The following is a 26,942-nucleotide window of genomic DNA, read 5'->3' on the forward strand; positions in this document are numbered from 1 at the left end:
CAGCCGACCCGCCCACTGGGACCGCGCCGCACTCCAGGGCGTCGCCCGGCTCGCTACAGTCGGTTCCATGGAGCGCGACGGGATTCGGGTCATGGTGGTCGACGACCATCCGATGTGGCGGGAGGCGGTCGCCCGCGACCTGAGCGAAGCCGGATTCGAGGTCGTCGCCACGGCGGGGGAGGGCGGCAAGGCCATCCGGGTGGCGCCCGCCGCTCGGCCCACGGTGGCGGTCGTCGACCTGCAACTGCCCGACATGCAGGGCGTGGCGGTGATCCGGTCGCTGCTGGCCACCCCGGAGCCCCCGCGCATTCTCATCCTCTCGGCCAGCGGCGAGCACCAAGACGTGCTTGACGCGGTCAAGGCGGGCGCCACGGGCTACCTGGTGAAGTCAGCCACCGGCGCCGAACTCATCGACGCGGTCTGCCGGGTCCACGAGGGGGACGCGGTCTTCACCCCCGGTCTGGCCGGCCTGGTATTGGGCGAGTACCGGCGTATGGCCGCCGCTCCGCAGCAAGGAGGGGCTGAGGGGGACGCGCCGCGGCTGACCGAGCGCGAGACCGAGGTGCTGCGCCTGGTAGCCAAGGGGCTGTCTTACAAGCAGATCGCCGCCCGGCTCACCCTCTCCCACCGCACGGTGCAAAACCACGTCCAGAACACGCTGAACAAGCTCCAGTTGCACAACCGGGTCGAGCTGGTGCGCTACGCCATTAACCAAGGGCTGGACCATTAGCCGAGGACGCCCCACCCCAGGGCACCTGCCTCTGCCCGCCCCTACTCGCGTCGTGCCTCGCCGCGGTCAGCTCAGCTCCGCCCACCCCTTGGAGCGTTCCACCGCCACCCGCCAGCGCCGGTAGGCGGCCTCGTCGCGCTCGCCGGGCTCGAAGCGCAGATCCAGTTGCCAGGTGTGGGCCAGTTCCTCGGTTGAGGACCACACGCCGGTGCCCAACCCGGCCAGGAACGCTGCGCCCAGCGCGGTCGTCTCCTGCACCCGGGGCCGGGCCGCCGTGACGCCGAGTTGGTCGGCCTGCATCTGGCACAGCAGGTTGTTGGCCGAGGCGCCGCCGTCGACGCGCAACTCGGGCAGGGTGGTCCCGGAGGCCGTGGCCATGGCCTCGACCACGTCGCGCACCTCGAAGGCGATCGCTTCCAACGTGGCGCGCACGAGATGGGCCCGCTGGGTACCGCGGGTGATGCCGAAGATCGCGCCACGCGCCTGCGGGTCCCAGTCGGGGGCGCCCAGTCCGGTCAGAGCGGGCACGAAGACCACACCCCCGGAGTCGGGAACGCTCGTGGCCAGCGCTTCCGACTGCGGGGCGGCGTCGATGAGGCCCAGCCCGTCGCGTAGCCACTGCACGGCGGCGCCGGTGACGAAGATCGACCCCTCCAGGGCGTACTCCAGCGCCCCGTCGGGGTGCTGCCACAGCACTGTGCTCAACAGCCCGTGCTCGGGGGCGATCGCCGTAAAGCCGGTGTTGATCAGGACAAACGAGCCAGTGCCGTAGGTGCACTTGGAGGTGCCGGGCGTGTAGCAGTTCTGGCCGAACATGGCGGCCTGCTGGTCACCGGCGATACCGGCGATGGGAAGACGCAGCCCCAAAAACTCGCTGGGCTCTGTTTCGCCCACGACGCCGTAGGAGGGCACGATTTCGGGGAGCGCCGTCATAGGCACGTCGAACAGGTCGCACATCTCCGGCGACCACCTACCGGCACGCAGGTCGTAGAGGAGGGTCCGCGAGGCGTTGGAGGCGTCGGTCACGTGGCGCGCGCCGGCGGTGAGCCGTGCCACGAGGTAGGAGTCCACGGTCCCCACCGCGACCTCGCCGGAGAGGACCCCTTTCCACGCGCGTTCATCGTTGCGCGCCAGCCACGTGAGCTTCGTGGCGGTGAAATAGGGGTCCAGACGCAGCCCCGTGATTTCGCTCACGCGCTGCTCGTGCCCGGCCCCGCGCAGCTCTGCGCAGATCCCGGCGGTACGGCGGTCCTGCCAGACGATGGCGCGGCGCGGCGCCGTGAATCGCCGGCGGTCCCACAGCACCGCGGTCTCGCGCTGGTTGGTGATGCCCACACAGCTCGGCGCTTCGGCGGCGGTGTCCAGCGCCGACTGGCAGGCGGCGAGTGTGGCTTGCCAGATCTCCTCCGGTACGTGCTCCACCCACCCCGACTCCGGATAGTGCTGCGGAAACTCCTCGTAGCCGCGGGACAGGACACCGCCGTCCTCGCTGACGACCAGGGCCGTGACACCGGTTGTTCCGGCGTCGATGGTGAGCACGGACATGGGGTTGGCCTCCACTGGTTCGGGCGACTATGGTCTAGACCATGTGAGGTTCGCAGAACGGAAAACGCCGCAACGTCGCCCCATTGCGGGGCGTCGTCACCGCCAAGCACATACCCGGTGCGAGGATGGTGCAAGTCTGGTTGGCGCACTTTCCGTGATGCCCATCACAGTGTCGCCGTTGTGCTGACGGCGATGCGCCGCGAGGTCAAGAGTCCATGTGCGGGCGTCGGAGCTGTACCCGTCATGGCGTTGTGAGATCTGGATTTTTACAAGGAGTGCACGCAATGCGAATCGGGGTGCTGACCGGTGGCGGCGATTGCCCCGGACTGAACGCGGTCATCCGCGCGGTTGTCCGGAAGGGCATCAAGGACTACGGCTACGAGTTCGTCGGCTTCCGCGACGGCTGGCGCGGGCCGCTGGAGGGCGACACCATGCCGCTGGACCGCGCCGCGGTGCGCGGCATCCTGCCGCGCGGTGGCACCATCCTGGGGTCCTCCCGCACGAACCCCATCAAGATCGAGGGCGGCGTCGAGCGCATCAAGGACAATCTCGCCGGCGCCAACATCGACGCTCTCGTCGCCATCGGCGGTGAGGACACGCTGGGCGTGGCGCGCCAGCTCACCGATGCCGGCCTGCCGGTCGTGGGCGTGCCCAAGACCATCGACAACGACCTCAGCGCCACCGACTACACATTCGGTTTCGACACTGCGGTCAACATCGCCACCGAGGCGATCGACCGGCTGCACACCACTGCCGAGTCGCACCACCGTGCCCTGATCGTCGAGGTCATGGGCCGGCACGCGGGCTGGATCGCGCTGCACTCCGGCATGGCCGCCGGGGCCAACGTCATCCTCATCCCGGAGCGTCCCTTCGACATCAACGAGGTCGTCGCCCACGTCGAGAGCCGCTTCGAGACCCGCTACGCGCCCATCATCGTGGTCGCCGAGGGGGCCCACCCCAAGGAGGGCCAGATGGAGCTACAGACCGGCGAGAAGGACGCTTTCGGCCACGTCCGGCTGGGCGGCATCGGTCAGCGCCTGGCCGAGGAGGTCGAGTCCCGCACCGGCAAGGAGGCCCGTTCGGTCGTGCTGGGCCACGTCCAGCGCGGTGGCACGCCCTCGGCGTTCGACCGGGTGCTCGCCACCCGCCTGGGCGTCAGCGCCATCGAGGCCGTCCACGACAAGGACTACGGCAAGATGGTCGCGCTTCAGGGCACCGAGGTCCGCCGGGTCGACCTCTCCGCCGCCACCGACGAGCTCAAGACGGTTCCCGCCGAGCGCTACCAGGAGGCCGAGGTCTTCTTCGGCTAACAGCGCCCTGCGCCGCGCGCCCGGTCCCGTACGCGGGGCGGGCGCGCGGCGTGCGTCGCCCCTGAGGCTGGGACCGGTCAGCCTCGGGCCTCTGCCGTGGCGAGGGGCACCCCCGCGCCTCGGGTTGCCCCCACCGCCCCCTTGTCCCTGACGCGGAAGTCATGTCCCGCTGAGCGGTATCTGGTGGAATCGGTCTCCGGCGTGTTCGATACTGGGGGAACGGCTCCCTGGAGGAGAGCCGCCCCTAGTCTTGAAACATCCGGGAGGTGCAGTCATGTCCGCCTCGCTTGACGCCGCCACCGTCCAGTCGCGAGAGGTCGGCGCCAACGTGGCAGAGTCGGACTCTCCGCGGGGGCTGGGCGAGCTGTGTGTGCTGATGAAACTCGGCGAGATCGTCCTCAAGGGCAGCAACCGCCAGCTCTTCGAGCGCCGACTCCACAACAACATCCGTGCCGCCGCCCGCGGTCTCAGCCAGATCAAACTCTCCCAGCGCAAGGGCGTCATCGTCATCCGCATGCCCGGCGCCGGCGACCTTGAGGTCGCCGAGCTCGCCGAGCGTATGACCGCCATCATGGGTGTGGTGTGGGTGCATCTAGTGCGTCGCCTCCCCAAGGACGTCGACGTCGTCACCGATGTCGCGGTGCGTTCCATGGCTGAACGCGAGGGCACCTTCGCCGTGCGCGCCCGGCGCCGCGACAAGCGCTTCCCCATGACCTCTTCGGAGTTGGCCGGCTACGTCGGAGCCAAGGTCCAGGAGACCCATGGGCTCCCGGTCAAGCTCAAGCACCCCGACAACACGGTCTTTATCGAGGTCGACAAGGACGAGGTATTCGTCTTCACCGACGGCACGCCCGGCCCGGGCGGGCTGCCAGTGGGCATGAGCGGGCGCGGACTGGTGCTCATGTCGGGCGGGATCGATTCCCCTGTGGCCGCCCACCGCATGATGCGCCGAGGCCTCAAGGTCGATTTCCTCCACTTCTCCGGCATGCCGTTCACCGGCCCGGAATCCGTTTACAAGGCCTACAGCCTTGTGCGTCAGCTCGACCGTTTCCAAACCGGTTCGCGGCTGTTCGTGGTGCCCTTCGGCAAAGCCCAGCAGCAGCTCAAGAGCTCCGGCGCCGAGCGACTCCAGATCATCGCCCAGCGCCGTCTCATGCTCAAAACCGCTGAGGCGCTCGCCGAACGGCTCGCGGCCGAGACACTGGTCACCGGGGACGCGCTCGGGCAGGTCTCCAGCCAGACCCTGACCAACATCACCGCCCTCGACGACGCCGTCGACGTCCCGATCCTGCGCCCGCTGGTGGGCATGGACAAGACCGAGATCATGACCGAGGCCCGCCGGATCGGGACCTTGGCCATCTCCGAGCTGCCCGACGAGGACTGCTGCACCATGCTCACGCCTCGCCAGGTAGAGACCGCCGCCAAGATCCCCGACCTGCGCCAGATCGAGCGGCGCCTCGACGTCGCTGACCTCGCCGAGCACCTCGCCGGCGCCGCACAGGTGCACAAGCCCAGCTTCTACGGCGCCGCAGCGCCGGCGGCCTGAACAGCCCGGCGGCGTCGGTGCCGTGCCCGCCCGCAGCGCGATCACGCCGTCGCGCCCTCGGCTGCGACGGGCTGGGGGCGGGCACGGCCCAGCGCACTCGGCAGCGTCTCCAGCATCTCGCGCAACGGGGCCAGATCCTCCTCAACGAGTGCCTGCGGCCCGTCGCACAGCGCGGTCTCGGGCGTGGGGTGGACATCGACGATCACCCCATCGGCGCCCACGGCCAGCGCCGCCCGCGACAGCGGCAGCACCAGCCTGCGCTGCCCGCCCGAGTGCGAGGGGTCGACGATGACGGGCAGGTGGGACAACTGCTGCGCCACCGCAACCGCGCTGATGTCGAGCGTGTTGCGCGTCGCCTTCTCGAAGGTGCGGATGCCTCGCTCGCACAGCACGATGTCGAGGGTGCCGGATTGGGCGATGTACTCCGCCGCCATGAGCCACTCCTCGATCGTGGCGTTCATGCCGCGCTTGAGCAGGACCGGTAGGCCGGCCTGCCCCACCGCGCGCAGCAGTGCGAAGTTCTGCATGTTGCGGGTGCCGATTTGCAGCATGTCGGCGTAAGAGGCCACCAGGTCCACGTCTGCGGCGTCAAGAACCTCGGTGACGATCGGCAGTCCCGTGGCGTCGCGCACATCAGCGAGAATCTTCAAGCCGGCCTCGCCCAGGCCTTGGAAAGCGTAGGGGGAGGTGCGGGGTTTGTAGGCGCCACCGCGCAGCAGCGAGGCACCGGCGGTCGCGGCCATGCGCGCCGCCGCCAGCGTCTGCTCGGGGGTTTCGACCGCGCAGGGGCCGGCGATCAGAGCGGGGGCACCGCCGCCGATCGTCGCGTCGGCCACACGCACCACGGTGCGAGCGCTGTGGCTCTCGCGGCTGACCAGTTTGTAGGGCGCGGAGACGCCCACCACATCGGCCACGCCCGGCAGTGCCTGGAGCTCTGGAGGAGGCACCTGAGCTGTGTCGCCCCCCACTGCGATAAGGGTGCGGCTCGTGCCGCGGCTCACGTACGCCTCGCCACCCGTGGCGGTGACCGCGTCGACGGCAGCGGCGATATCGCCGGAGGTGGCGTCGGCGTCCATCACGATGACCATGTACAGCTTCCTAACGTTGGTCCACTGATGTGAGCGAAACAGTGACGAGCCGAAGGCGGAGACGGTGGCCTCGGAGCAACAAAAAAGGAGCCCCGGGCGGGTACCGGCCCGGGGCTCCTTCGAGGTCGTCCGTGTCAGCGCAGCGCTTGTCGGGCGACCGTCCTACCCTTAGGCCGGTAGCCATAAAAGCGCCAAAAGTTCCGCTGCATGGCAGCGACTATAACGTATGCCGCGCGTTCATGGCAGGGCGCGGGCCGATGAGAAGCGTGACCCACGACTGGCACGATTGCCACGACGACATTGATACGGCCCCATGCCGACAAGGGAGTTGGATTGCCGGAGCATCGACTACCGCCGGGCCAACACGTACCGCGTGGGTACCCCGTTTTGCACTATGGGCCGGTGCCCCGGTTCCGGCCGCAACGCTGGGACCTGCGTGTCTATGGCGCCACCGAGAGCATGGGAGAGTACCGGTGGTCGTGGCCGGAGTTCGATGAACTCCCCCGCGTCGAGGTCGTCGCCGATCTCCACTGTGTCACCAAGTTCACCCTGCCCGACAACCGCTGGAGTGGGGTTCCCGCGGCGTCCCTGGTGGAACTCGCCCCACCCGCCCCCTCGGTCACGCACGTCATGGTGTGGGCCGAATACGGCTACAGTGCCAACCTGCGCATCGATGATTTCATCGCCCCCAAGGTGCTGTTGGCCACCCACCGCGACGGCGAACGCATCGCCCCCGAGCACGGGCTGCCCGTGCGCCTGGTCGTGCCGCACCTGTACGGCTGGAAGAGCGTGAAATGGGTGCGCGCCATCGAGTACCTCACCGTGGACCGCCGCGGCTTCTGGGAGGAACGGGGATACCACAACCTGGGCGATCCTTGGGCTGAACAGCGTTACGCCTACCAAGAGGAGCCAGGCCAAGGGCCGCCGCGGTGAGGGCAGCGCCGCCGCGGCGATCATAAGGTCGTTCACAGCGAATCGCCCCGCGTTCCCCGGCCGATCCCCTAGCTTGTGCCCCATGCTCTACATCGCGCTCGTCAGTAGCGTCATCGCCGTGGCGTGCGCGGGCGAGCTCGTCCGGCGCTCCCTGCACAACCGACGCCATCAGCGGGTCCTCGCCGCCGACGCCACCTGTGCCACCCTGCATACCGCGGCGTTGGCCGCTCCGGCACTGCGGCGCGGTCTGGAGCCGGAGTCGGCCGGGCGCGCTATCCGGCACGTGCGCACGCTGTTAGGTGGCGCCCCTGTGGCCATCTTCGACACCCGGGAGCCGCTCTCCTCCAGCGGCGTCGAATCGGCGCACCTGGCCGAAGCCACGAAGCTTGCCGCCGCCGTCATCGCCGAAAAGCGCATGCATGTGCGCAAAATTTCCTGCGACGACCCCAGTTGCCAACTGGACTCCTCGATCGCCGTCCCTCTCGTCGCTGATGACGAGCCCCTGGGGGCGCTGCTGGTTTTCAGCCCCACGGCCGCGCCCGTGCTGGTCAACGCCACCCGCGAGGTCGCCCGCTGGGTTTCCGGGCAGCTTGAGCTGGCTGACCTGGACCGTTCTCGTGCCCGCCTCGCCGACGCCGAGCTTCGAGCCCTGCGCTTACAGATCTCGCCGCATTTCGTCTACAACTGCTTGACGGCCATCGCCTCCTTCATGCGCACCGACCCGATGCGGGCCCGCAGGTTGCTGCTGGACTTCGCTGACTTCGCCCGCTACTCGTTCCGTTCCTCACGCAACCTCACCACTCTCGACGAAGAACTGCGCTCCATCGACCGTTACCTGGCGTTGGAACGCGCCCGCTTCGGCTCGCGGCTGCGGGTCACTGTGCGCGTCGCCCCTGAGGTGTTGCCGGTCAACGTTCCGTTCCTGTGCCTGCAACCGCTGGTTGAGAACGCGATCCGTCACGGCATGGAGGGCAAACCCGGCTTGGGCAGTGTGGGGGTTATCGCCCGAGACGCCGGCGCCGAGGTGCGTATCAGCGTCGAGGACGACGGGGTCGGCATGGACCCGGCGCGGCTGCGCGAGATCCTGGCCGGCGAGGCGGCCGAGTCGGCGGGGATCGGCCTTGCCAACATCGACGGCCGGCTGCGGTCGATGTTCGGCGACTCCTACGGGCTGGTGATCGAAACGGGGATCGGCGCTGGCACCAAGGTCAACCTGCGCGTCCCCAAGTTCCTCCCGCACCACCACGGCTAGGTCCCTCTCGTAGGGGTGTAGGGGCAGCATGCCGCGCACGGGACACGCCAAACACCGCCCTCGGCCGTCCTGGCGCCCCCGCCGGTCGTCTGCCAGTGGGCGGCGATGACCGTAGACGACACCGCCGACGCCGTGGACCTCCCATTCCGGCGCTCGCCCTTCCGGGCAACTCGGGCACCCCACCCGCCGTAAGAGCGCGGCCTCGCAGTACCACACTGACCGGCGAAGTTCTCGGATGATGCTGAATCGGTTGCGGAGGGTGATGAGCTCGGCCATTCTCGGAGCTATGCTGCGTGCACTCGCTGTCGACGACGAGCTTCCCGCTCTTGAGGAGATGTCCTATCTGCTGCGCCACGACCCCCGGGTGGGCGAGGTGGCCACCGCCGCCGACGCTACGGCCGCCATGCGCCAGATCAGTGAGCGTGATGAGGCATACATGTTCGACACGCTCTTCCTCGATGTCAGGATGCCCGGCCCCAGCGGCGTCGACCTGGCGCGGTTCGTCTCTGCGCTCGCCAACCCCCCGCTGGTCGTGTTCGTCAGCGCCCACGAGGATTTCGCCGTCACCGCCTTCGAGTTGCGGGCCGTTGATTACCTGCTCAAACCACTGCGCGAGGAACGCCTCGCCGATGCTCTTGACCGCGTGATCGAGTTGCGCCAAGACGCCACGGCCCGCACGCGCATCCCCGTCGAACTCGCCGGCCGGGTCCGCTTCATCGAGCGCGCCGACATCTACTACGCACAGGCGCGGGGCGACTACGTGTTACTGCGCACGGTCAACGGCACCCATCTCATCCGCAGTACGCTCGGCGCGTTGGAGCGCGATTGGGCCAGTACCGGGTTCGTCCGTATCCACCGCAGCATCCTCGTGGCCGCCCGCCACGTTTCGGAGTTACACACCGACGGCTCCCGCACGCGGGTGCGCGTGGGCGGAGAGTTGCTGCTCGTCAGCCGCAGACAGGCCAGAGAGGTCCGCGAACGGTTGCTTAGCCAAACTGTGACCGGCGGTGAGGGTTCTTGAATTCCTCTCCTTCCTAACGGGAGGAGAGTCCAGCGGCCGCCCGCTGGGTTTGCTGCCTCGCCGACTGCCCCGTCCGGGAGGACTCCCGTTGAGGTCTTACACCGGCTCCCGCCCCTCCTGCGCGATGCTGCTTCGTAAGCTCAGCAGCATCGCACAGCGGGGCCCCGACCGATGCCGCCAGCCCGGCGGTCTTGATGTTGATCGCGGCGTTGACGTCGCGGTCGTGGGTCACACCGCAGTCGCAGGTCCAGGTGCGGACGTTGAGCGGTATCGTCTTCCGCGGGGCGCCACGGGTCGAACAGGTCGTGGAGGAGGGGAAGAACCGGTCGATCGCGACCAGCTCCCGCCCGCGCCAGGCACACTTGTACTCCAGCATCGACCGCAGCTCGCTCCAGGCCGTACCCGAGACCGCGCGGGCGAGCTTGTGGTTGTTGACCAGGCTGCGCACGCGCAAATCCTCGATCACGACCACTTGGTTCCCGCAGAGGAGTCGAGTCGAGAGCTTGCGCAGGAAGTCCCTCCTGCGGTCGGTGATGCGGGTGTGCATCCGGGCGACCCTGCGGCGGGCCTTGGCCCGGGTGTTCGACCCCTTCTGTGTGCGCGACAGCTCCCGCTGGGCCTTGGCCAATCGGGCGCGGTCACGGAACTCATGTTTGGGGTTGGCGATCTTCTCCCCGGTCGACAGGACCGCCAGGCAGGTCGGGCCCGCCGCCACTCTCACCGCGCGATCCGAGGCCGGCGCCGGCCGGGGCGTGTCCTCGCACCGCATCGACACGCCCCAGCGCTCGGCGCCGTCCTGGGACACCGTCGCCGTCGTGGGCTGTGCGTCCGCCGGCAGGGGCTGCGACCACACGATGTCCAACGGCTGGGCCATCGTGGCCAAAAACAGCGCGCCGTGGCGGTGGGTGACCCCGGAGCGGGTGCATTCCGCCGCGGCCCGCGAGGTCTTCTTGGACTTGAACCTGGGGTACTGGGCGCGCTTGCTGAAGAAGGCGCGAAACGCCGCTTGCAGATGCCGCAAGGCTTGTTGCAGCGGGACCGAGGACACCTCGTTCAACAACGCGAGGTCGGGGTCCTTCTTCCACGCGGTGAGCGCGGCCGAGGACTCGGTGTGGTTCCCCCTGCGCTGCTCGGTGAACCACGCCCGGGTGCCCAGGTCCAGGGCGCGGTTGCAGACCAGGCGCACCCACCCGAACGTGCGCGACAGCTCCGCCGCCTGCGCATCCGTGGGGTAGAAGCGGTACGTGAACGTCCGCTTCACCGTCGACCTGGTCACGCGCACCATCTACTGCAACATCGTGTAACACCAGACCGGGAAAGGAGGCGGGCGTTTCCTCCCCGCCGGAAGGCGAGGGGCCCCACGCCCGAACAGCCGATGAACGACAGCAACCCCCCCTTTCCTTTTCCGTCCGCGGAGGAGCGCAGTCGCCGCCGCACGGTGGTGGTCGCTCCCGCCACCCGCCGTAATGCGCGCAGACCAGCCTGTGCTCACGAACCATCCCCGTTATCCCAGCAGCCGGGCTGTGACGATGAGAGCACCGTCACGCGCCTCATGCGCCGCCAGTTGGCTCTGGCCGTGTCGTTCATCGGTGGGGGAGTGCTGCTGTTGAGCATTCCCCTGACGCTGGCTCTCCTGCCTCCTCACCTCACCGGTTTCCTCCCTGAACTGGCGTGGCAGGTGTGGTTCGTCGCCGCTGCGGCGATCCCCCCGTTCGCGCTGCTGTCGGTAATCGCTCTGGTGAGCATGGCCGAACGGACCGAGCAGCGGTTCGCGCGGGGAGCCGGCCTGGGCGTCGAACATGAGCGGGCCCCTAGGGAGATCCACGGGTGATCTGGCTCGCCGCTGTGCTCGTCCTCATGGCGACAGTCCTCATCGCTATCTTGGCTGTTGCCGGTGGCTTCAGCGGGATGCGCCGCGCCGCCGGCGTCTCAACGGCCCCACGGCCGCTCTCGGTGCTCTCCTCAGCCGCTGCGATCTGTGGGGAGTACGTGTCGGCCGCCGCGTTCTTGGGGTTCGCGTCCCTCGTCTTCGTCTACGGTTTCCAGGCGGCGTGGCTGGTCGTGGCGATAGGAGTGGGCTACCTTGTGCTCCTCGCACTGGTCGTGGCTCCACTGCGCCGCTCTGGCGTTTACAGCCTCTCCGACTTCGCCGAGTGGCGGTTGAACGCTCCGCTCCTGCGGCGCGTGATCAGCGGCTGTCTGATGCTGATCGGCTGGCTCTACCTGCTCGCCCAGTACAGTGCCGCCGGTCGGATCGTAGAGTGGGCCACCGAATGGCCGCCGTGGGCGGGGTGGCTCACGCTGACGGTCCTGGTGCTGGGGCTGGTGATCGGCAGGTTCGCCGCCGGGGCGGGCGCTCAGGCTCTGGGGTTTTGCTTCAAGATCACGGCCATCGCTGTTCCCGCTGTCATCTTGGCGGTGCTGTGGCAGGGAGCGGCCACGCCGGTGCCCGAGGCCACCCCCGAAGCCTTGCTGCACGAGGCGACCTCGGTCCACATCCGCCAGGATCAGCATTTCCGCCTCACGCAGGCCACTCCGGTCCACGTGCAGGGCACGATCGACGGCACCACGTTCAGCGGCGAGGGCCAGGAGCGGTGCCTACGGCCGGGCAGCCACACCGTCCTCGCCAGTACCCACCTTTCCTTCGACTCCGGCCAGGCAGCATTCGATGCCATTGACACCTCAATACCCACCGCCATAGCCAGTCCCGGTGAGCACGAGAGTGTCTTCGGCAGCAGCGTCGCCTCGGTCTACCTGGCGGTGGCCTTGGGCATCATCGGATTGCCCCAGCTCGCGGCCCGGTTCCACGGAATTCCCGACCCCAAAGCCGCCAGACGGACCGTGCTCGTGGCGATCGCGCTGATCGCCGTCTTCTCGGTCTTCCCACTGATCTACGCGGGCTTGGCCCGCTTCCACGCCGGTGACCTCCTCCTCAATGGCCGCGTCGACCTCCTGCTGTTGGACCTACCGAAGCGGCTCAGCGACGGCGGGCTAGAGCTGATACTGACACTGTTGCTGGTGGCCGGGGCGGTCACCGCGGTCATCACCGCATCGGTGAGTCTGGTGCGGGTGTTGGCCGCCATGATCTCGCAGTGCATGTCCTGCGAGGCGGCGCACGGCTTCCGGCTGGGCGCGCTGCTGGCCGTGACGGTCCCCCCCGGCGTCCTCTTTTTACTGCCCGACCTGGCCGATGTGGGGCTCATGCTCACAGTTTTGGCTGCGTTTCGCCTCAGCGCGGTCACGGTGGCCCCCATGGTGTTGCTGGGGATCTGGTGGCGCGGCTTGACCACGGCCGGCGCTGTCGCCGGCATCGCCGTGGGCATGACCGGCACCGCCGCCAGTGGTCTCCTCGCCGCTCAGGAGGCCGACTGGCCTGCCGGAGCAGCCGTTTTGGTCACGCACCCCACGATGCTCCTGGCGCCGCTCGTCTTCGCGACCATGGTCACGGTCTCTCTGGCGACGCGGCGGCGTCGTCCGCGCGGGGTCGGCGCCAAGCTGGCCCGCATGCATCTGCCGCAGGATCTCGTTCACGGCTGACCCGACCGCTCACCCGCCTCTGCTGAGCCGCCCGCCGCACCGCCCGGTGCGGCGGGCACGGCTGCGCCGTGCTGCCGGCGCGCGGATCTCGTCGCCCGCCGACCGCCTCCTGCACCGCGGTGCTGCCGGGCGACGACGGGGGACCGTTCACCGTGCTCGGGTGACCGTTCGTCGAGACTGCCGTTCCGTGCGGCGATGGGTCTGTGCCGCCTGTCGATCCAGCGCTTGCGACAGCGCTTTTCCGCCGCTGCTGCCCCTAGGGTAGAGACAGATCAGCCGGGAGAGACCCGAACTCGGGATCGACCGGCTCACCGCCGGCTACGTTCGTCCGCACCCGCGTCGTAGCCGGCAAAAGGGGGGAAAGAACCGGCGCCGTGAACGCCGGCGGTTAGCGAAGCTGCCGGTGTGAGGAGGGGAACGGCGCCGGCACCGTCGCCCGGGCGCCCTAGGTGCCCGGGCGACGTGGGTGCACATGTGGCCGCTGCCGCGCCCCGAAGCCTCCGTAACGCCGCAGCGCCGACCGCTCCCTTAGTCGTCGTCGCCGTTGGTGCGCCCGAAGATCCACAGTTCGATCTCGGTGCCCTTCTTGGCTTCGCCCTTGGGGTTGTACTCCTGTACCTGGTTGCCGCCTACCGGCCGACGGACCTTCACCGAGAAGCCGAGTTCCTTGAGCTGCTTCTTGGCTTTGTCGAGCCGCATCCCCTTGACATCGGGGATCTCGATCTTGTCGGGGCCGGAGGAGACGGTGATGGTCACGCTGTTGCCCTTGCTGACGCCCTCACCCTCGGCGGGGCTTTGCTCGATGACCTGTCCCGCCGGTACGTCCTCGCTGGCCTGTTCGGTGATCGAAACGTCCAGGCCGTTCGTTTCCAGCGTCTCCTTGGCTTGGTTCTGCTGTAGCCCGACGACGCTGGGCATGCTGAATCCGGCGCTGACCTGTAGCGTCACCCCCGCTTCCCGGTCGGCGTCATCGCCGCTTCCCGGCGTGGTGGCGAACACGGTCCCGCTGGGGTGGTCGTAGGAGACCGACTGCTCCTCTTCGATCTGGGTGATGCCCTGCTCCTCCAGCAGGCTGCGCGCCTCGTCGACGGTTTTGCCGGTCACGTCGGGCATCTCGACGTACTGCGGCCCCTTCGACACGTGCAGGGTGATCGTGTCACCGGGCAGACCACGCGATCCCTCGCCGGGGTCGACTTTGGCAACGTCGCCTTCGTCGACCTCCTCGCTGTAGACCGGATCGCCCATCTCGACCTGTAGTCCCACGCTCGACAGTGCCTGCGTGGCACGGTTTTCCGACTCGCCCACCACCTCGGGCACGTTCACGTAGCGGCCGAACAGCAGCCACCAGCCCAACCCCAGTACCACGAGCACCGTGACCGCCCCGATCAGCAGCATCGGGTAGGGCGGGTTCCGGCGGCGACGGCGTCCGCGGCCACCGCGGTCACCGCCGTCGAAGTCGAGGTCGCTCACGTCGACGATGAGCGTGTTGTTGTCGCCGCCCTCTCCAGCGGTGCCACTGGTGGCCGCGGCGGCGGTGAGTGTCGTACTGGGATCGGTCTCGGGCATGGCCCGGTAGACCTCGAACACCTCGGCGAGGTAGCTGCCCGCGTCGGCGGGGCGGTACTGCGCCTCCCGCTCGGTGGCGCGGGTGACCAGCCGGTCGATATCGGCCCCGAGCCCTTCCACGACCCGGGAGGGCCGGGGAACGTCCTCATTGACGTGCTGGTAGGCCACAGCCAGCGGGGTGTCGCCCGTGTGGGGCTGCTGCCCGGTGAGCAGCTCGTAGAGCACGATCCCGGCGGCGTAGACGTCGGTGCGGGCGTCGGAGAAGCTCTGGGAGATCTGCTCGGGGGCAAGGTAGGCGGCGGTGCCCATGAGCGTGCCGGTCTTGGTCAGGCCCTGCTGGGTCGCCTCGGCCACCCGCGCCAGCCCGAAGTCCACGACCTTGACGTGGCCCTCCTGAGTGAGCAGCACGTTCTCCGGCTTGATGTCGCGGTGCACCATACCGGCCTGGTGCGCGGCGCCCAAGCCGGCGAGCACGGGCACCATGATCTGCAACGCCTCGCGTGGACCGAGCCGTCCCCGCGCGTTGAGCAGGTCGCGCAGCGTGCGTCCCGGCACGTACTCCATGGCTAGGAACACGTGCCCGTTGTCGGCGCCCTGGTCGTAGACCTGCACCACGTTGGGGTGGGAGAGCCGGGCCACCGAATGCGCCTCGTTGGTGAAGCGCTGCACGAAGGAGGGGTCCTGCGCGAGGGACGAATGCATGACCTTGAGAGCCACACGCCGGTCTAGTCGAAGGTCTTGGGCGACGTAGACGGTGGCCATACCCCCACCGGCGACGCGCGACTCGATGTAGTAGCGATGGTCGAGCGTCGCGCCGACGAGGGAATCCGCTGTCGTCATGTCCACGGTGGTGAGTCTAGAGCCGATCACTGGGGCCAAAAGCCTTGAAGGGGGTTTCTTGGGTCCGGCGGGCGGGTATCGAGCGCGAGCCAGCGGTTGGGTGACCCCGCCGCCCGCGGCATGGCACTGCGCCCCCTGGCGATGCGCGCGTTTTCCGAGCAAGCGCGCTGTCCAGCGCGTCACTATACGGGCAATGTCGGATTCTACGCTACCGACGGCGCGCGGCGGCAACGGCGGCGGGGCCTATGGGACGCCTGAGGGGTCACTCCGCCCGCGGCGACGAGGCGTGAGCGTAGCGCCGCACCGGGATGCGGCCCGCGCGACGTGCCCCGCGGCCGGCGCGCACGGCGTCGCGCATCGCAGCGGCCATAACCGCGGGCTCATGGGCGCGGGTCACCGCGCTGGCCAGCAACACCGCGTCGCAGCCCAGTTCCATGGCCAGCGCCGCCTCGCTGGCCGTGCCGATGCCGGCATCCAGGATCACCGGAACGCTGGCCTGTTCGACGATCAGCTCGATGTTGTGCGGGTTGCGGATGCCCAGCCCCGAGCCGATAGGGGCGCCCAACGGCATCACGGCCGCGCACCCCACCTGTTCGAGGCGGCGGGCGAGGATCGGATCGTCGTTGGTGTAGGGCAGCACGACGAAGCCGTCGTCGACCAGTTGCTCGGCGGCGTCGAGCAGCTCCACCGGGTCGGGCAGCAGCGTCCGCTCGTCGGCGATGACCTCCAGCTTGACCCAGGTGGTCTCCAGCGCTTCCCGGGCCAGCCGCGCCGTACGCACGGCGTCGGCGGTGGTGAAGCAGCCCGCCGTGTTGGGGAGGGGGCGGATACTGTTGCGCCGCAGGATGTCCCAGACCGAGCCGGTGGTGGTGGGGTCGACGCGGCGCATCGCCACGGTCGTCATCTCGGTTCCCGAGGCCTGTAGCGCCGCTTCCAGCGCGTGGTGCGAGGGGGCGCCGCCGGTTCCCATGATCAGCCGGGAGGTGAACTGCGTTCCGGCGATGACGAGGGGATCGGTCTCGGCTGTGGTCTGCGGCGGTGCGGTAGTGAAGGGTGCTGTGGTCAACGTCAGCCTCCCTGAACAGCGGTGAGCACGTCGATACGGTCGTTGTCGGTGACCGCGGTGTGGTTCCAGTCGGCTTTGGGCACCACCTCGTCGTTGCGCGCCACCGCCACCCCGCTCGTGGCGGTTGTCAGTGACCGCACGACGTCGGCCACGGTGGTGTCCGGTTCGACGGTGCGGCGCTCGCCGTTGATGATGACATCCACTGGTTTCTAGGCTTCCCTTCCGGTTGGCGCCCACTGCGGTGCGAGACGATTGGCGTGGAATCGTTGGGCGTAGTCGGGGAGTCGGCCTTGAGCCAGCGCCTCGGCCATAGCGTCACCGGTGGCCGGGGCGCACAGCACGCCGTGACGGAAGTGCCCGACCGCCAGGTGGAGTCCGGCCACGGCGGTGGGACCCAACAGCGGCTCGTTGTCGGGAGAGCCGGGCCGTAGTCCCACACAGGTCTCGGTGATCTCCAGTTCGCTGACGCCGGGCACTAGTTCGTGGCCGTCGCGCAGCAGTTGCCACACCCCTCCCGCCGTCAGTCGGGTGTCGTGGCCGACCTCCTCTTGGGTGCCGCCCAGGATCACCTCGCCGTCGTTGCGCGCGACGAGGTACACGGGGGTGCCCTTGACCAGCCCGCGTACGGTGCGGGTGACGAGCGGGGCCTCGTGAGGGCCACCGCGCAACCGCAGCAACTGCCCTTTGACCGGGCGAAGCGCGGGAACGGTGTCGGGTGGCAGGCCGGTGATGCGGGAGGTCCACACGCCTGCCGCCAGTACCACCTGGTCGCCCCGCAGGTGAGTGCCATCGGCTAACTCCACGCCGTTGACCCGGTCCTCGGGGCCGGTGACCGCACGCACACGCCCTTCCACCACGGTGACTCCCCTGTGGGCGGCGGCACTGCGCAGGGCGGCGGTGAGGCGTCGCGGGTCGATGGAGTGGTCGGCGGGGGCGAAGATCCCGCCGCGTACCGAGGGCGCCAGCATGGGCTCCATGCGCCGGCACTCCCGGCTGGTTAGGCGCTGCACGTCGAGGCCGAGCCGTTCGCGCAGCTCGCGCAGTTCGTTCAAGCTGGCCATGTCGTCGCTGTCGAAGGCGACCTGGAGCGTCCCTTCGGTGCGGTAGCCGGGGTCCGTGCCGCTGTCAGCGCGCAGTTCCTCGATGAAGTCCGGGTAGCGGTCGCGCGAGAGGATGCCAAAGCTCATGAGAGCTTCCTCGCCGAACGTCGCTTCGGTGGCCGGTGTGAGCATACCGGCGGCCACGTCGGAGGCGGCGTTGGCCAAGCCGGGACCCACCAGGGCCACCCCTAGCCCGCGCTGGGCGGCGCGCCAGGCGGTGACGAGGCCGATGACCCCGTCGCCGGCCACGATGGCGTCGAATGCACGGGGATCGTCGAACGTGGACACGTGGCCTGTTGCCCTCCCTTCGCCGGTATGGTCCGGATCAGGTTCGTGCGGTCGGAGGCCGGCAGCCTCCCTCTCAGCCGGGTCCGCCCGGCTCCCGCGGGTCCATGTGCGGTTCTTTCCTCCGAGTCTAGGACCACCGGTCGCGGCGGGGGTGCAGGTGCCCCACTCCTGGGAAGGCCGCCTTCGGCCTACTGCCGCGGCCCGCTTTTGGCCGCTGTGGCTACGCCAACAGCGATCACGAGGTCAGCCGGGTTTGGGTCCTCCGGGTATGTGGGAAATCGTCTGACGTGACACAGATCGACCCTGAGACCGATGCCCTGGTCGGCGAATGGCTGACCCTCCGGGAGGCTGCGAAAGCCCTGGACACCAGCCCGAACCGCGTCAAGCAGTTCATTCGCGACCACAAGCTTCTCGGCTTTATCCGCGCCGGTGAACTCTCGATTCCCGCCACCTTCATCCGCGACGGTGAGGTGGTCAAGGGCCTGCCCGGGACCCTCACGGTCCTCGCCGACTGCGGCTTCACCGACCAGGAGTCACTGCGCTGGATGTTCACCCCCGATGACACGCTGCCCGGCGCCCCCATCGACGCCATCCGCGCCGACCGCGGCACGGAGGTGCGCCGCCGCGCTCAGGCGCTGGCGTTTTAGGCCGGACCCCTGGGCTGGGCGGGCGCCGGTGTCTGCCCAGCCGGCGGCTCGTGAGTGTCCTAGCCGTGGTTAGGGTGGTGGTGTGGCCCCCTGCTGGGGGCGCCACCACTGTCTCGGTGGGGGCCACCGCGCGCGTGGTCCGGCGGTGTTCAGCGGGTGGTCGTTGTGGCGAACCGCGCGCCGAGCACCGCCAGTTTCTCAGTGCAAATCCGGGCGCGACCGGGGCCGCGCCCGTGGGGTGAACGTGCGATCGCTCCCCGCGCCACCGGCCGGGGCCGCCGCGAAAGGTGCAAGGTGAGGTTGCGGGAACGTCTGGAGTCGGCCCGGCTCTACCTGTGTACCGACGCCCGGCGCGAGCAGGGGGATCTGGCCGACTTCCTTGAGGCCGCCCTGTCGGGCGGTGTCGACATTGTCCAGCTGCGCGACAAGACCCTTGAGGCCAGGCAGGAGTTGGACTGCCTGGAGACCGTGCGCGACGCGTGCCAGCGCCACGGTGCGCTGCTGGCGGTCAATGACCGTGCCGACATCGCGCGAGCCGTTGGGGCCGATGTGCTGCATCTGGGGCAAAACGACCTCCCGGTGTCCTACGCGCGCGACATCATCGGCGCCGAACCGATAATCGGGCGCTCCAACAACACCCCCGAACGCGCCGCGGCCTCGGCGCGTCAAGAAGGCGTCGACTACTTCTGTGTGGGACCCGCGTGGGCCACTCCCACCAAGCCGGGGCGCCCTGCGGCCGGTTTGGAGCTCGTCGACTACGCCGCCCGCCTGCCGACCAACCGCCCGTGGTTCGCTATCGGTGGGATCGACCTCACCAACCTCGACCAGGTGATGGCGGCCGGGGCGCGCCGGGTCGTGGTTGTGCGCGCCATCACCGAAGCGGCTGAGCCCCACGAGGCCGCCGCGCAGTTCCAGCGCCGGCTCCGGGCGCAGTGACCGGCTTACTCGGCTGCTGCCGACGTCTTTTCGTGGCGGTCTCGCCTTGTCCTCCCATTTCCTAACGTCGTTAGGTGATGGTGACTCGGAGGGTTCTGTACGCGCCACACCGGTTGCCCTTAGTCTCATGGCACCAATCACACCGATGAGGGGTGAGGGCCATGCGTGGCACGATGCAGGATGTACCGCTCTCCATTGCTGACCTGGTCCGTTACGGCACTTCGGTGCACGGCGAGGCCAGCGCGATCACGTGGACCGGTGACGAGCCCCGCCGATCCAGCTACGCCCATACCGGCCGCAGGGCGGCCCAACTCGCCCACGCGCTGCGCGAGTTGGGGGTCACCGCGGATCAGCGGGTCGCCACCTTCCAGTGGAACAACCAGGAACACTTCGAGGTCTATCTCGCGGTGCCCGCCATGGGGGCGGTACTGCACACTCTCAACATTCGCCTGCCCGCCGACCAGATCAGCTACATCGCCAACCACGCCGAAGACTACGTCGTCGTCGTAGACGCTTCACTGCTGCCCCTGTTCGCCCCGCTGCTACCGCAGATGTCCACCGTGCGCCACGTCATCGTGGCCGGCGGCGACCCCGGCGACCTGGCCGCCGACGGGGTCACGGTCCACCGCTACGAAGACCTCATCGCGGGTCGCTCTACGGAGTTCGCCTGGCCTCGGGTCGACGAGCGCGACGCTGCGGCCATGTGCTACACCTCCGGTACCACCGGCAACCCCAAAGGGGTCGTCTACAGTCACCGCTCCATCTGGCTGCACTCCATGCAGGTGTGCATGAGCGATGGCCAGGGCCTGTCCCAGGCTGACCTGACGCTGGCCGTGGTCCCGATGTTCCACGCGATGTCGTGGGGGCTGCCCTACGCCTCCCTCATGGTGGGGGCCTCGGTGCTGCTGCCCGACCGCTTCTTGCAGCCCGCGCCGCTGGCCGACATGCTCGTCGCCGAGCGCCCGACCCTGGCCGCTGCGGTGCCCACGATCTGGCAGGGACTGCTCCACGAGCTCGACCAGAACCCGCGCGACATCTCCTCGCTGCGCCGGGTGCTCGTGGGGGGCTCGGCCTGTCCCCCCGAGGTCATGCGGGCCTTCGAGGAGCGCTACGGGGTCCCGGTGCTGCACGCCTGGGGGATGACCGAGACCTCTCCCTTGGGCAGTGTCGCCCACCCTCCGGCGGGTGTCAGCGACGAACAGCGCTGGTCCTACCGGCTCAGCCAGGGCCGGCTGCCCGCGTCGGTGCAAGGGCGCATCGTCGGCCCCGACGGCCTACCGGCGCCCAACGACGGCGAAAGCGTCGGAGAGTTGGAGGTGCGCGGCCCTTGGGTCACCGGCGGCTACTACCGCGACGAGGACCCCGCCAAGTTCGACGACGGCTGGCTGCGCACCGGCGACGTCGGAACGCTCTCGCCTGACGGCTTCCTCCGGCTCACCGACCGCGCCAAGGACGTCATCAAGTCCGGCGGCGAGTGGATCTCCTCGGTGGAACTGGAGAACCAGGTGATGGCCCATCCCGCTGTAGCCGAAGCCGCCGTCATCGCCGTGCCCGACCCCAAGTGGGACGAGCGCCCCCTCGTGGCCGTGGTCGTCAAGGAGGGCCACAAGGTCGACGCCGCCCAGTTGCGCTCCTTCCTCGCCGAGAAACTCCCCCGCTGGCAGTTGCCCGAGCACTGGTCCTTCATCGAAGAGGTGCCCAAGACCAGTGTGGGCAAGTTCGACAAGAAGGTGCTGCGCCAACGCCATACGGACGGCAAGCTCGACGTCGTCGACCTCTAGGACTAAAAAGCCCACGCGCCTCCACTCTGCCGTGGAATCGCGCCTCGCGGGCGGCCTCGGCCGGAGCGCGAGCCTTTCGGTCATAGCCGGCGTCGGCCTCAGCGCGCCGCGGCGGCTGAGCAGACCGTCCGGGGCCGCTATGTTTTTGTCGGGCGGGGTGGCGAAGTAGTGCCGTTCGCTCGTGCCTCGATCGCTTCGCGATCTCGGCAGCCTGAGGGGGCGATGGCTGGGTGGACAGTGGCGCTGGTGGCCGCTGGGTGAGGAAACACTGCTGTAGCCTGGTCGCGCCCGCGTGGTCGCTTGGGGAGTCTCAGGGTGCTGGTGGCCGCTGGGTGAGGAAACACTGCTGTAGTCCGGGGCACGACAACGTGTGGCCCCCTTCCGAGACAGCGCCAGGGTGTGGCGGTCACCTTGGGTGTTTCCTCGTTTCACGGCAGGTAGCGGTCTTCGAAGTGGCAGTGGAGTGCGTGCGCCTGCGTCGGGTGTGGCCCGTTGCCGGGTGAAGAGGGATGGTCGCCCGGATACGGCGCCAGGGTGCGCCGTATCCCTAGGCATGGTCCATCGCGTCGGTGTCGCGTTTGTGCAGTGGGGTGATGTGTGTGCTCAGCCCCTGGACACAGCCCACCCCTGGGCTGCCGAGATCGCGAAGCGATCGAGGTACGAGCGATGGGAAAACTCACGCGCTCTCCTCACCCCCACCGCGCCACAGGCCCGCGCACGGGGTGAGCCGTGACACGCCCCGCCTCGGTTCGCCCCTCACTCTCTCTCACCCTTGCCGGGAGTCGTCGCTTTCCCGGTCGCGTTGCGCCGCCGCGGCCGGACCGTAGGAGAGATTGCGCAGCAGCGCCTCGGCCGGGCCGCGCCGGTTGGCCCGCTCCAGCGCGTAGGCGCCGAGCACCGTCACCAGCCAGACCCCGATGGCGAACGCGGCCATGGAAGCACTGGTGAGCGAGCCGCCCAGCCCCAAGCCCCAGGCGGCCAGCACAGGGGCGCAGATCACCGACTGGGCCAGGTAGCACGACAGCGACCGTTTGCCCACGGCAGCCACCGCCGTGACCGCCACCCCCTGGCGTCCGCGCTTTGCCAACCAGCCGCCGAGGAGGCCGAACAGGGCTACGTAGCCCACCCCGCCGGCCAGTCCGCTCAGCGAGCGTATGCCCGACAGGGCCGAGCCGGTCACCGCCGAGACGTCGAAGACTCCCACGTGGTACAGCGCCTCGGGCAGGGCGCACAGCCAGGCCACCGCGACACCGGCCAGCGTCATCCCCCACAGCAGTCGGCGGTGGTGGCCGGGCTCCTCCAGGATGCGGTGACGCGCCGCCCACATCCCCAGCAGGATGGCGGCCGGGATCACCAGCGCCACGGCTTGCCACAGGGTGAACAGTGGCCACAGCATCGCCCGTTCGGCCACCGCTGCCAAAGCGTCCTCTTCACCGAATGAACCCGTCAGAAACGACATGTCGGTTGTGGCGGCCTGTCCCTGGGCCGCTTGGGGAACCAGGGCCAAGGCGAGTCCGGCCAGCACGTTCACCAGCAGCAGTAGGGCCAGCAGGCCGCTGAGCACACAGGCCCAAACGCCCAGGGTGCGGTTGCCCCGGCGCAGGAACAGCCCGCCCAACACGAGCCCGGCCAGCCCATAGGCGCCGAGGATGTCGCCGATGAACAGCAGCGCGGCATGGACGAACCCGAAAACCAGCAGCCACAGATTGCGCCGCCGCAGCACGGCACTGGCAGCCCGGTCGGAAACGCCGGCGGCCCGCTGCCGGTTGAACAGGTGCACCATGCCGTAGCCGAACAGGAAGGCGAACATCGGGAAGACCCGCCCGTCGACCGCTGTGATGATCGTGAACTGGGTGATGCGGTCCAGCGTCGAGCCGGTCGTGGGATGAACGTTGATCCCCGTGCTTGGGGCCGCCCACAGGTACCAGACGGTGTTGGCCAACGCGATGAGCAGCAACATGAACCCGCGGGCGAGATCGGGGGCGAGCGCGCGTTCCGTGCTCGTCGTCGGCCCGCGCACCGCGGCCTGCCACGTACTCAATAGGGGTCTCCTCCCTGTCACATGCTCCCTGCGGGAGCAGCGTGCACGTATCCGATGCTGTGTCTCATCCACTGCCGAGAGAGACGCAGTTCCCTAGGTGGGACGCTATGTGTGATTACTGAGGCGTAAAGGTCGAGCTACGGAACAGTGTTTTTCTGGTGCATCGAGGAGACGGGAGGGGCCCTCAGGGGGCGATTGCGGCCGGCCGGCGGTCACTGCTTTTCCGTCCAAAAGCAGTTACTCAACGTATTCATTTCTGGTGGGGGCGGGACGAGTTGGGGACCGTCTGCCGTGCCGTGGGTCCTGTGAGGAGGTGTCAGTACTTGCGCGACGTCGCTGCGACGATGAGGTCGGCCAGCGCGGCACGCGCCTCCTCGGCCACGGCGCCGTTGTCCAGCGCCGTCGTAGCCTGCTCCACATAGTCGTCGACGTGGCGCTCACAGGTGCGCAGCGCGCCACTGTCGACGATGACCTCGCGCATCCACGCCACCGTTTCGGCGTTTAGGTCGGCGCGTCCCAGGTGGCGGCGGAACTCGGCGGCGTCGGCCGGATCGGCCCGGCGCAACGTTTCGGCCACGAGGACGGTGCGCTTGCCTTCGCGCAGGTCGTCCCCTGCGGGCTTGCCGGTGTGCGAGGGGTCGCCGAAGACCCCGAGGATGTCGTCGCGCAACTGGAACGCGATGCCCAGCGGCTGGCCGTAGGCCGTGTAGATCGGCGCCAGATCGTCGTGGCGCCCCGCCAGCGCCGCCCCCATGTGCAGCGGCCGTTCAATCGTGTACTTGGCGGACTTGTAGTGCATGACCCGCAGGGCCGCCGCCACGGTGACGGGTTGCTCACCGGTGCCGGTGGCCTCTCCCGCCACGGCGGTGGCCTCGCCGCGCGCCTGCCCCACGAGGTCGAGGTACTGGCCGGCCATCACCTCGGTACGCATCAGGTCGAAGGGACCCCGGCCCGCCCGAAGCGCCTCGTCGGTCAGCCCGCTGCGCTGGTACATCTCGTCGCACCAGGACAGGCACAGGTCGCCGAGCAGGATCGCCGCGCCTCGCCCGAACGCCCCTGCGTCGCCGCCCCACCCCGCCGCCGTGTGCACCCCGGCGAGCCGCCGGTGCGTGGCCGGTGCCCCGCGGCGGGTGTCGCTGTTGTCGATGACGTCGTCGTGGATGAGGGCGCAGGCTTGCAGCAATTCCAATGAGGCCGCCGCGGCGTAGATCTCGGGAACGTCGTGGCCCCCGGCCCCGCGCCAGCCCCAGTAGCAAAACGCCGGCCGTAGGCGTTTGCCTCCCGCCAGCATCTCGTCGAGGGCGTCGACCACGGGCGTCAGTTCCGGGCCGATCTCGCCCAGCCGCGCGCGCTGGTGCCGGGCGAACGCTGCGAGTTCGGCGTCCACGGCGGGCTTGACGAAGGACACGGGGGACAGGTGCGAGGAGTTCATTGGTTTTCCTTCACGGCGCCACCGGCTGTCGGGCCGGGGATGAAACGGACTGCTGCGCAAGCAGAGTCGGCGACGGGCGGTTGCCGCCGGCACAATCGCCCACTGCACCACAGCCCGCATGTCGGTTCGGAGTAAAAGTTCGGGGCGCGGCAGAGGCCGGCGTGGTGACCGGAGTGAGAACCGCGTCCGGTCCGGCCTGGCGCCGGGCTGCCAGGATGGCAGTTCGGCGCTTTGGCTTGGCCGGGAGATCGACAGGCGGCACGCCACCCCCGGTTGGTCGGGGCGGCTGTCGTCGACGAAGCGGAAAGCTCACCCCGCAAGGGGTGAATCCCCGTTCCTTGCCTGGGGGAGAACTCACGTGCGTTCGTGGCCTCTGGTCCCGAGCCATGGCGCGGGCCAGACGCCGGCCTCCCTACTATCGCCGTTGCGTGACGGGAAACGTGCCTGGTGTGATCCAGCGGTGTCCCTTCCGGTTGTGCGATTCCACACAGCTTGCCTACCGGGTCCACGCAACGGTGGGCGCCGGCCGCGAAGCCCTGGGACGCCCCAGCTCGCCCGGCGTTTAGTGCGCGCGGGGGAGGGCGCAGTGGCGGTTCTTGGTGGCCTCTGGGCCCGAAATCGTGCCAAGAGACCGAAATAGCAGGTTATCGGGTATTTTCGCGCTTCTCGGTATGGGCCGCCGCACTACTGATGACCGGGGGGTCCATAGCCGAATGCAGGAATGGGCCCTAAGGTAAGAGGCATGCTTGGGTCACCGTCAACGTCATCAGCCGACGAGCCGTACGCCCCTGTCACACGGCCACGGCACATCCGGGAGTTGCTCGCTGAAGGTAAACCGACGTTCTCTTTCGAGTTCTTCCCTCCGAAAACACCGGAGGGAGAGCGCAAGCTGTGGCGGGTCATCCGCCAACTTGAGGCGCTCCGGCCATCCTTCATCTCCGTCACCTACGGAGCTGGAGGCGGCACCCGCGACCGCACAGTCGCCATTACCGAAGGCGTGGCCACCGACACCACGCTGCTGCCGGTCGCCCACATGACGGCCGTCAATCACTCCGTTCAGGAACTGCGTCACCTCATCGGCCGGTTCGCCGATGTCGGCGTGTCCAATCTGCTCGCCCTGCGCGGCGACCCGCCCGGCGATCCGCTGGGGGAGTGGGTCAAGCACCCCGAGGGTCTGGAGTACGCCGACGAACTCGTCCGGCTCATCAAGGAGAGCGGCGACTTCTGCGTGGGAGTTGCGGCGTTCCCCTACAAGCACCCCCGCTCGGTCGACGTCGACACCGATGTCAAGTACTTCGTCCGTAAGTGCCAAGCCGGCGCCGACTACGCCATCACCCAGATGTTCTTCGACGCTGAGGACTATCTGCGGCTGCGCGACCGGGTCGCCGCCAAGGGCTGTGATGTGCCGATCATCCCGGAGATCATGCCGGTGACGAACATGCGCACCATCGAGCGTTCCGAACAGCTCTCCGGCGCCCCCTTCCCGCCGGCTCTGGCCGCGGAGTTCGAAAAGGTCTCCGACGACCCCGAGGCCGTGCGTCAACTGGGGATCGACCAGGCCACGCGGCTGTGTGAACGGCTGCTCAACGAAGGCGCACCCGGCATCCACTTCATTACCTTCAACCAGTCCACCGCCACCCGCGAGATCTATCAGCGGGTCGCCGGCGCCCGCGTTCCCGCCTGAGCGGCAGCCACGCGGCCATGACCGTGAACGCCTGGTGCGGGCTCCCCGGGAAGTGGAAGTTCGTCAGGATCTCGATGAAACCGTAGGAGTGGTACAGGCCGTGGGCGGGTGTGGCGTTTGAGGGAGTCGAGAGTACCGCCGTACGCTCCCGGCGCTGGGCGGTAAGCCGTTCCAGCATGCGCCGCCCCACGCCCTGGCCCTGCCACTGTGGATGCACGTGCACTTCGGCGACCTCGAAGGAGTCGCTGAACCACTGGTGGACCGCGGCGGGGTCGTAGAGCCGAAGTTCGTCGGTGACGACGTCGTGCCACCACTGCCCCTCCTGGCCGTGGAACCCGTAGGCGAAGCCCACCGTGGCTTCGCCGCCGGGGAGTGCGGCCAGGACGCAGTGGAACCGCGGCAGGTGGGCGTGGCGTTCCATGATGGCGCGCCTGCCGCTGAGCTGGTCGGAAGGCGGCTTCATGGCGTGGACGTAGACATCCAGCAGCGCGGGGATCGCCTTGGTGAAGGCAGGAGCGTTCAGCTCCCACAGTTCGATGTCGGTCTCCACGGCTACCTCGCTACCTCGCTACCCACGAATATACGGCGCCGCGCCCGTT

General features: G+C 68.9%; 22 protein-coding genes and 1 riboswitch. Of the genes, 12 read left to right on the forward strand and 10 right to left on the reverse strand.

What is annotated here, in order from left to right:
• Positions 1 to 67 precede the first annotated feature (67 nt).
• Positions 68 to 730 carry a response regulator transcription factor gene (locus ABD848_RS07750; RefSeq protein WP_344968950.1) on the forward strand — a complete coding sequence of 221 codons (663 nt, stop codon included), beginning with the start codon at positions 68 to 70 and terminating at the stop codon, positions 728 to 730.
• Positions 731 to 796: 66 nt separating this feature from the next.
• On the opposite strand, the gene glpK is transcribed toward ABD848_RS07750, so the two are convergent.
• A complete protein-coding gene (gene glpK, locus ABD848_RS07755) occupies positions 797 to 2,275 on the reverse strand; it encodes a glycerol kinase GlpK (protein ID WP_344968952.1) in 1,479 nt (492 codons plus the stop codon).
• 284 nt (positions 2,276 to 2,559) lie between these two features.
• Between glpK and ABD848_RS07760 the strand changes: the two genes are divergently transcribed.
• Positions 2,560 to 3,585 (forward strand): 6-phosphofructokinase, encoded by a 1,026-nt coding sequence (locus ABD848_RS07760; RefSeq protein WP_344968955.1) that lies wholly within the window; start codon positions 2,560 to 2,562, stop codon positions 3,583 to 3,585.
• Positions 3,586 to 3,859: 274 nt separating this feature from the next.
• Entirely contained in the window at positions 3,860 to 5,131 is a 1,272-nt protein-coding gene (gene thiI, locus ABD848_RS07765; RefSeq protein WP_344968957.1) for a tRNA uracil 4-sulfurtransferase ThiI, read from the forward strand.
• Between the two features lie 41 nt (positions 5,132 to 5,172).
• Here thiI and aroF read toward each other — a convergent pair whose 3' ends face one another.
• A complete protein-coding gene (gene aroF, locus ABD848_RS07770; RefSeq protein WP_344968960.1) occupies positions 5,173 to 6,219 on the reverse strand; it encodes a 3-deoxy-7-phosphoheptulonate synthase in 1,047 nt (348 codons plus the stop codon).
• A gap of 333 nt (positions 6,220 to 6,552) precedes the next feature.
• On the opposite strand from aroF, the gene ABD848_RS07775 reads away from it, so the two are divergent.
• The 3 genes from ABD848_RS07775 (at position 6,553) to ABD848_RS07785 (ending at position 9,425) form a co-directional block, all read left to right on the forward strand.
• Positions 6,553 to 7,152, forward strand: a complete 600-nt coding sequence (locus ABD848_RS07775; RefSeq protein ID WP_344968963.1) for a molybdopterin-dependent oxidoreductase — start codon at positions 6,553 to 6,555, stop codon at positions 7,150 to 7,152.
• Between the two features lie 82 nt (positions 7,153 to 7,234).
• The gene (locus tag ABD848_RS07780) at positions 7,235 to 8,404 is read left to right on the forward strand and encodes a histidine kinase (RefSeq protein ID WP_344968965.1); all 1,170 of its coding nucleotides are present in this window, start codon (positions 7,235 to 7,237) and stop codon (positions 8,402 to 8,404) included.
• 286 nt (positions 8,405 to 8,690) lie between these two features.
• On the forward strand, positions 8,691 to 9,425 hold the full coding sequence (locus ABD848_RS07785; protein WP_344968967.1) for a LytR/AlgR family response regulator transcription factor: 735 nt from the start codon (positions 8,691 to 8,693) through the stop codon (positions 9,423 to 9,425).
• Positions 9,426 to 9,438: 13 nt separating this feature from the next.
• Here ABD848_RS07785 and ABD848_RS07790 read toward each other — a convergent pair whose 3' ends face one another.
• Positions 9,439 to 10,701, reverse strand: a complete 1,263-nt coding sequence (locus tag ABD848_RS07790) for an RNA-guided endonuclease InsQ/TnpB family protein (RefSeq protein ID WP_344968970.1) — start codon at positions 10,699 to 10,701, stop codon at positions 9,439 to 9,441.
• A gap of 276 nt (positions 10,702 to 10,977) precedes the next feature.
• On the opposite strand from ABD848_RS07790, the gene ABD848_RS07795 reads away from it, so the two are divergent.
• Together ABD848_RS07795 and ABD848_RS07800 are read left to right on the forward strand one after the other, a co-directional pair.
• Positions 10,978 to 11,256 carry a hypothetical protein gene (locus ABD848_RS07795; protein WP_344968972.1) on the forward strand — a complete coding sequence of 93 codons (279 nt, stop codon included), beginning with the start codon at positions 10,978 to 10,980 and terminating at the stop codon, positions 11,254 to 11,256.
• Positions 11,253 to 12,962 (forward strand): sodium:solute symporter family transporter, encoded by a 1,710-nt coding sequence (locus ABD848_RS07800; RefSeq protein ID WP_344968974.1) that lies wholly within the window; start codon positions 11,253 to 11,255, stop codon positions 12,960 to 12,962. The genes ABD848_RS07795 and ABD848_RS07800 overlap by 4 nt, the downstream gene beginning before the upstream one ends.
• A 528-nt stretch (positions 12,963 to 13,490) precedes the next feature.
• On the opposite strand, the gene pknB is transcribed toward ABD848_RS07800, so the two are convergent.
• The 4 genes from pknB to thiO form a co-directional block, all read right to left on the reverse strand.
• Positions 13,491 to 15,374: a Stk1 family PASTA domain-containing Ser/Thr kinase gene (pknB, locus tag ABD848_RS07805; RefSeq protein ID WP_425567463.1), complete on the reverse strand. Its 1,884-nt coding sequence runs from the start codon at positions 15,372 to 15,374 to the stop codon at positions 13,491 to 13,493.
• 256 nt (positions 15,375 to 15,630) lie between these two features.
• Positions 15,631 to 16,434: a thiazole synthase gene (locus ABD848_RS07810; protein ID WP_344968976.1), complete on the reverse strand. Its 804-nt coding sequence runs from the start codon at positions 16,432 to 16,434 to the stop codon at positions 15,631 to 15,633.
• Between the two features lie 2 nt (positions 16,435 to 16,436).
• Positions 16,437 to 16,637, reverse strand: a complete 201-nt coding sequence (gene thiS, locus ABD848_RS07815) for a sulfur carrier protein ThiS (RefSeq protein ID WP_344968978.1) — start codon at positions 16,635 to 16,637, stop codon at positions 16,437 to 16,439.
• 6 nt (positions 16,638 to 16,643) lie between these two features.
• Entirely contained in the window at positions 16,644 to 17,822 is a 1,179-nt protein-coding gene (gene thiO, locus ABD848_RS07820) for a glycine oxidase ThiO (protein WP_344968980.1), read from the reverse strand.
• A riboswitch (TPP riboswitch) is annotated at positions 17,820 to 17,930 on the reverse strand. Its footprint overlaps the gene before it by 3 nt.
• 179 nt (positions 17,931 to 18,109) lie before the next feature.
• Here thiO and ABD848_RS07825 point away from each other — a divergent pair.
• From ABD848_RS07825 to ABD848_RS07835, 3 genes are all read left to right on the forward strand, one after another.
• On the forward strand, positions 18,110 to 18,469 hold the full coding sequence (locus tag ABD848_RS07825; RefSeq protein WP_344968982.1) for an Rv2175c family DNA-binding protein: 360 nt from the start codon (positions 18,110 to 18,112) through the stop codon (positions 18,467 to 18,469).
• Positions 18,470 to 18,769: 300 nt separating this feature from the next.
• Positions 18,770 to 19,405, forward strand: coding sequence for a thiamine phosphate synthase (gene thiE / locus ABD848_RS07830; protein ID WP_344969091.1), 636 nt, complete (start codon positions 18,770 to 18,772; stop codon positions 19,403 to 19,405).
• A 161-nt stretch (positions 19,406 to 19,566) separates the two neighbouring features.
• Positions 19,567 to 21,186: a long-chain fatty acid--CoA ligase gene (locus tag ABD848_RS07835; RefSeq protein WP_344968985.1), complete on the forward strand. Its 1,620-nt coding sequence runs from the start codon at positions 19,567 to 19,569 to the stop codon at positions 21,184 to 21,186.
• 766 nt (positions 21,187 to 21,952) lie between these two features.
• On the opposite strand, the gene ABD848_RS07840 is transcribed toward ABD848_RS07835, so the two are convergent.
• Together ABD848_RS07840 and ABD848_RS07845 are read right to left on the reverse strand one after the other, a co-directional pair.
• Positions 21,953 to 23,227, reverse strand: a complete 1,275-nt coding sequence (locus tag ABD848_RS07840; protein WP_344968987.1) for a DUF418 domain-containing protein — start codon at positions 23,225 to 23,227, stop codon at positions 21,953 to 21,955.
• A 316-nt stretch (positions 23,228 to 23,543) separates the two neighbouring features.
• Positions 23,544 to 24,659 carry a polyprenyl synthetase family protein gene (locus ABD848_RS07845; protein ID WP_344968989.1) on the reverse strand — a complete coding sequence of 372 codons (1,116 nt, stop codon included), beginning with the start codon at positions 24,657 to 24,659 and terminating at the stop codon, positions 23,544 to 23,546.
• Positions 24,660 to 25,401: 742 nt separating this feature from the next.
• On the opposite strand from ABD848_RS07845, the gene metF reads away from it, so the two are divergent.
• A complete protein-coding gene (gene metF, locus ABD848_RS07850) occupies positions 25,402 to 26,343 on the forward strand; it encodes a methylenetetrahydrofolate reductase [NAD(P)H] (protein WP_344968991.1) in 942 nt (313 codons plus the stop codon).
• On the opposite strand, the gene ABD848_RS07855 is transcribed toward metF, so the two are convergent.
• Positions 26,279 to 26,893 (reverse strand): GNAT family N-acetyltransferase, encoded by a 615-nt coding sequence (locus ABD848_RS07855; RefSeq protein ID WP_344968994.1) that lies wholly within the window; start codon positions 26,891 to 26,893, stop codon positions 26,279 to 26,281. The two genes, metF and ABD848_RS07855, sit on opposite strands and share 65 nt — an antisense overlap.
• Between the last annotated feature and the right edge of the window lie 49 nt (positions 26,894 to 26,942).

It is taken from the genome of Salinactinospora qingdaonensis, assembly GCF_039539445.1.
GTDB lineage: Bacteria > Actinomycetota > Actinomycetes > Streptosporangiales > Streptosporangiaceae > Salinactinospora > Salinactinospora qingdaonensis.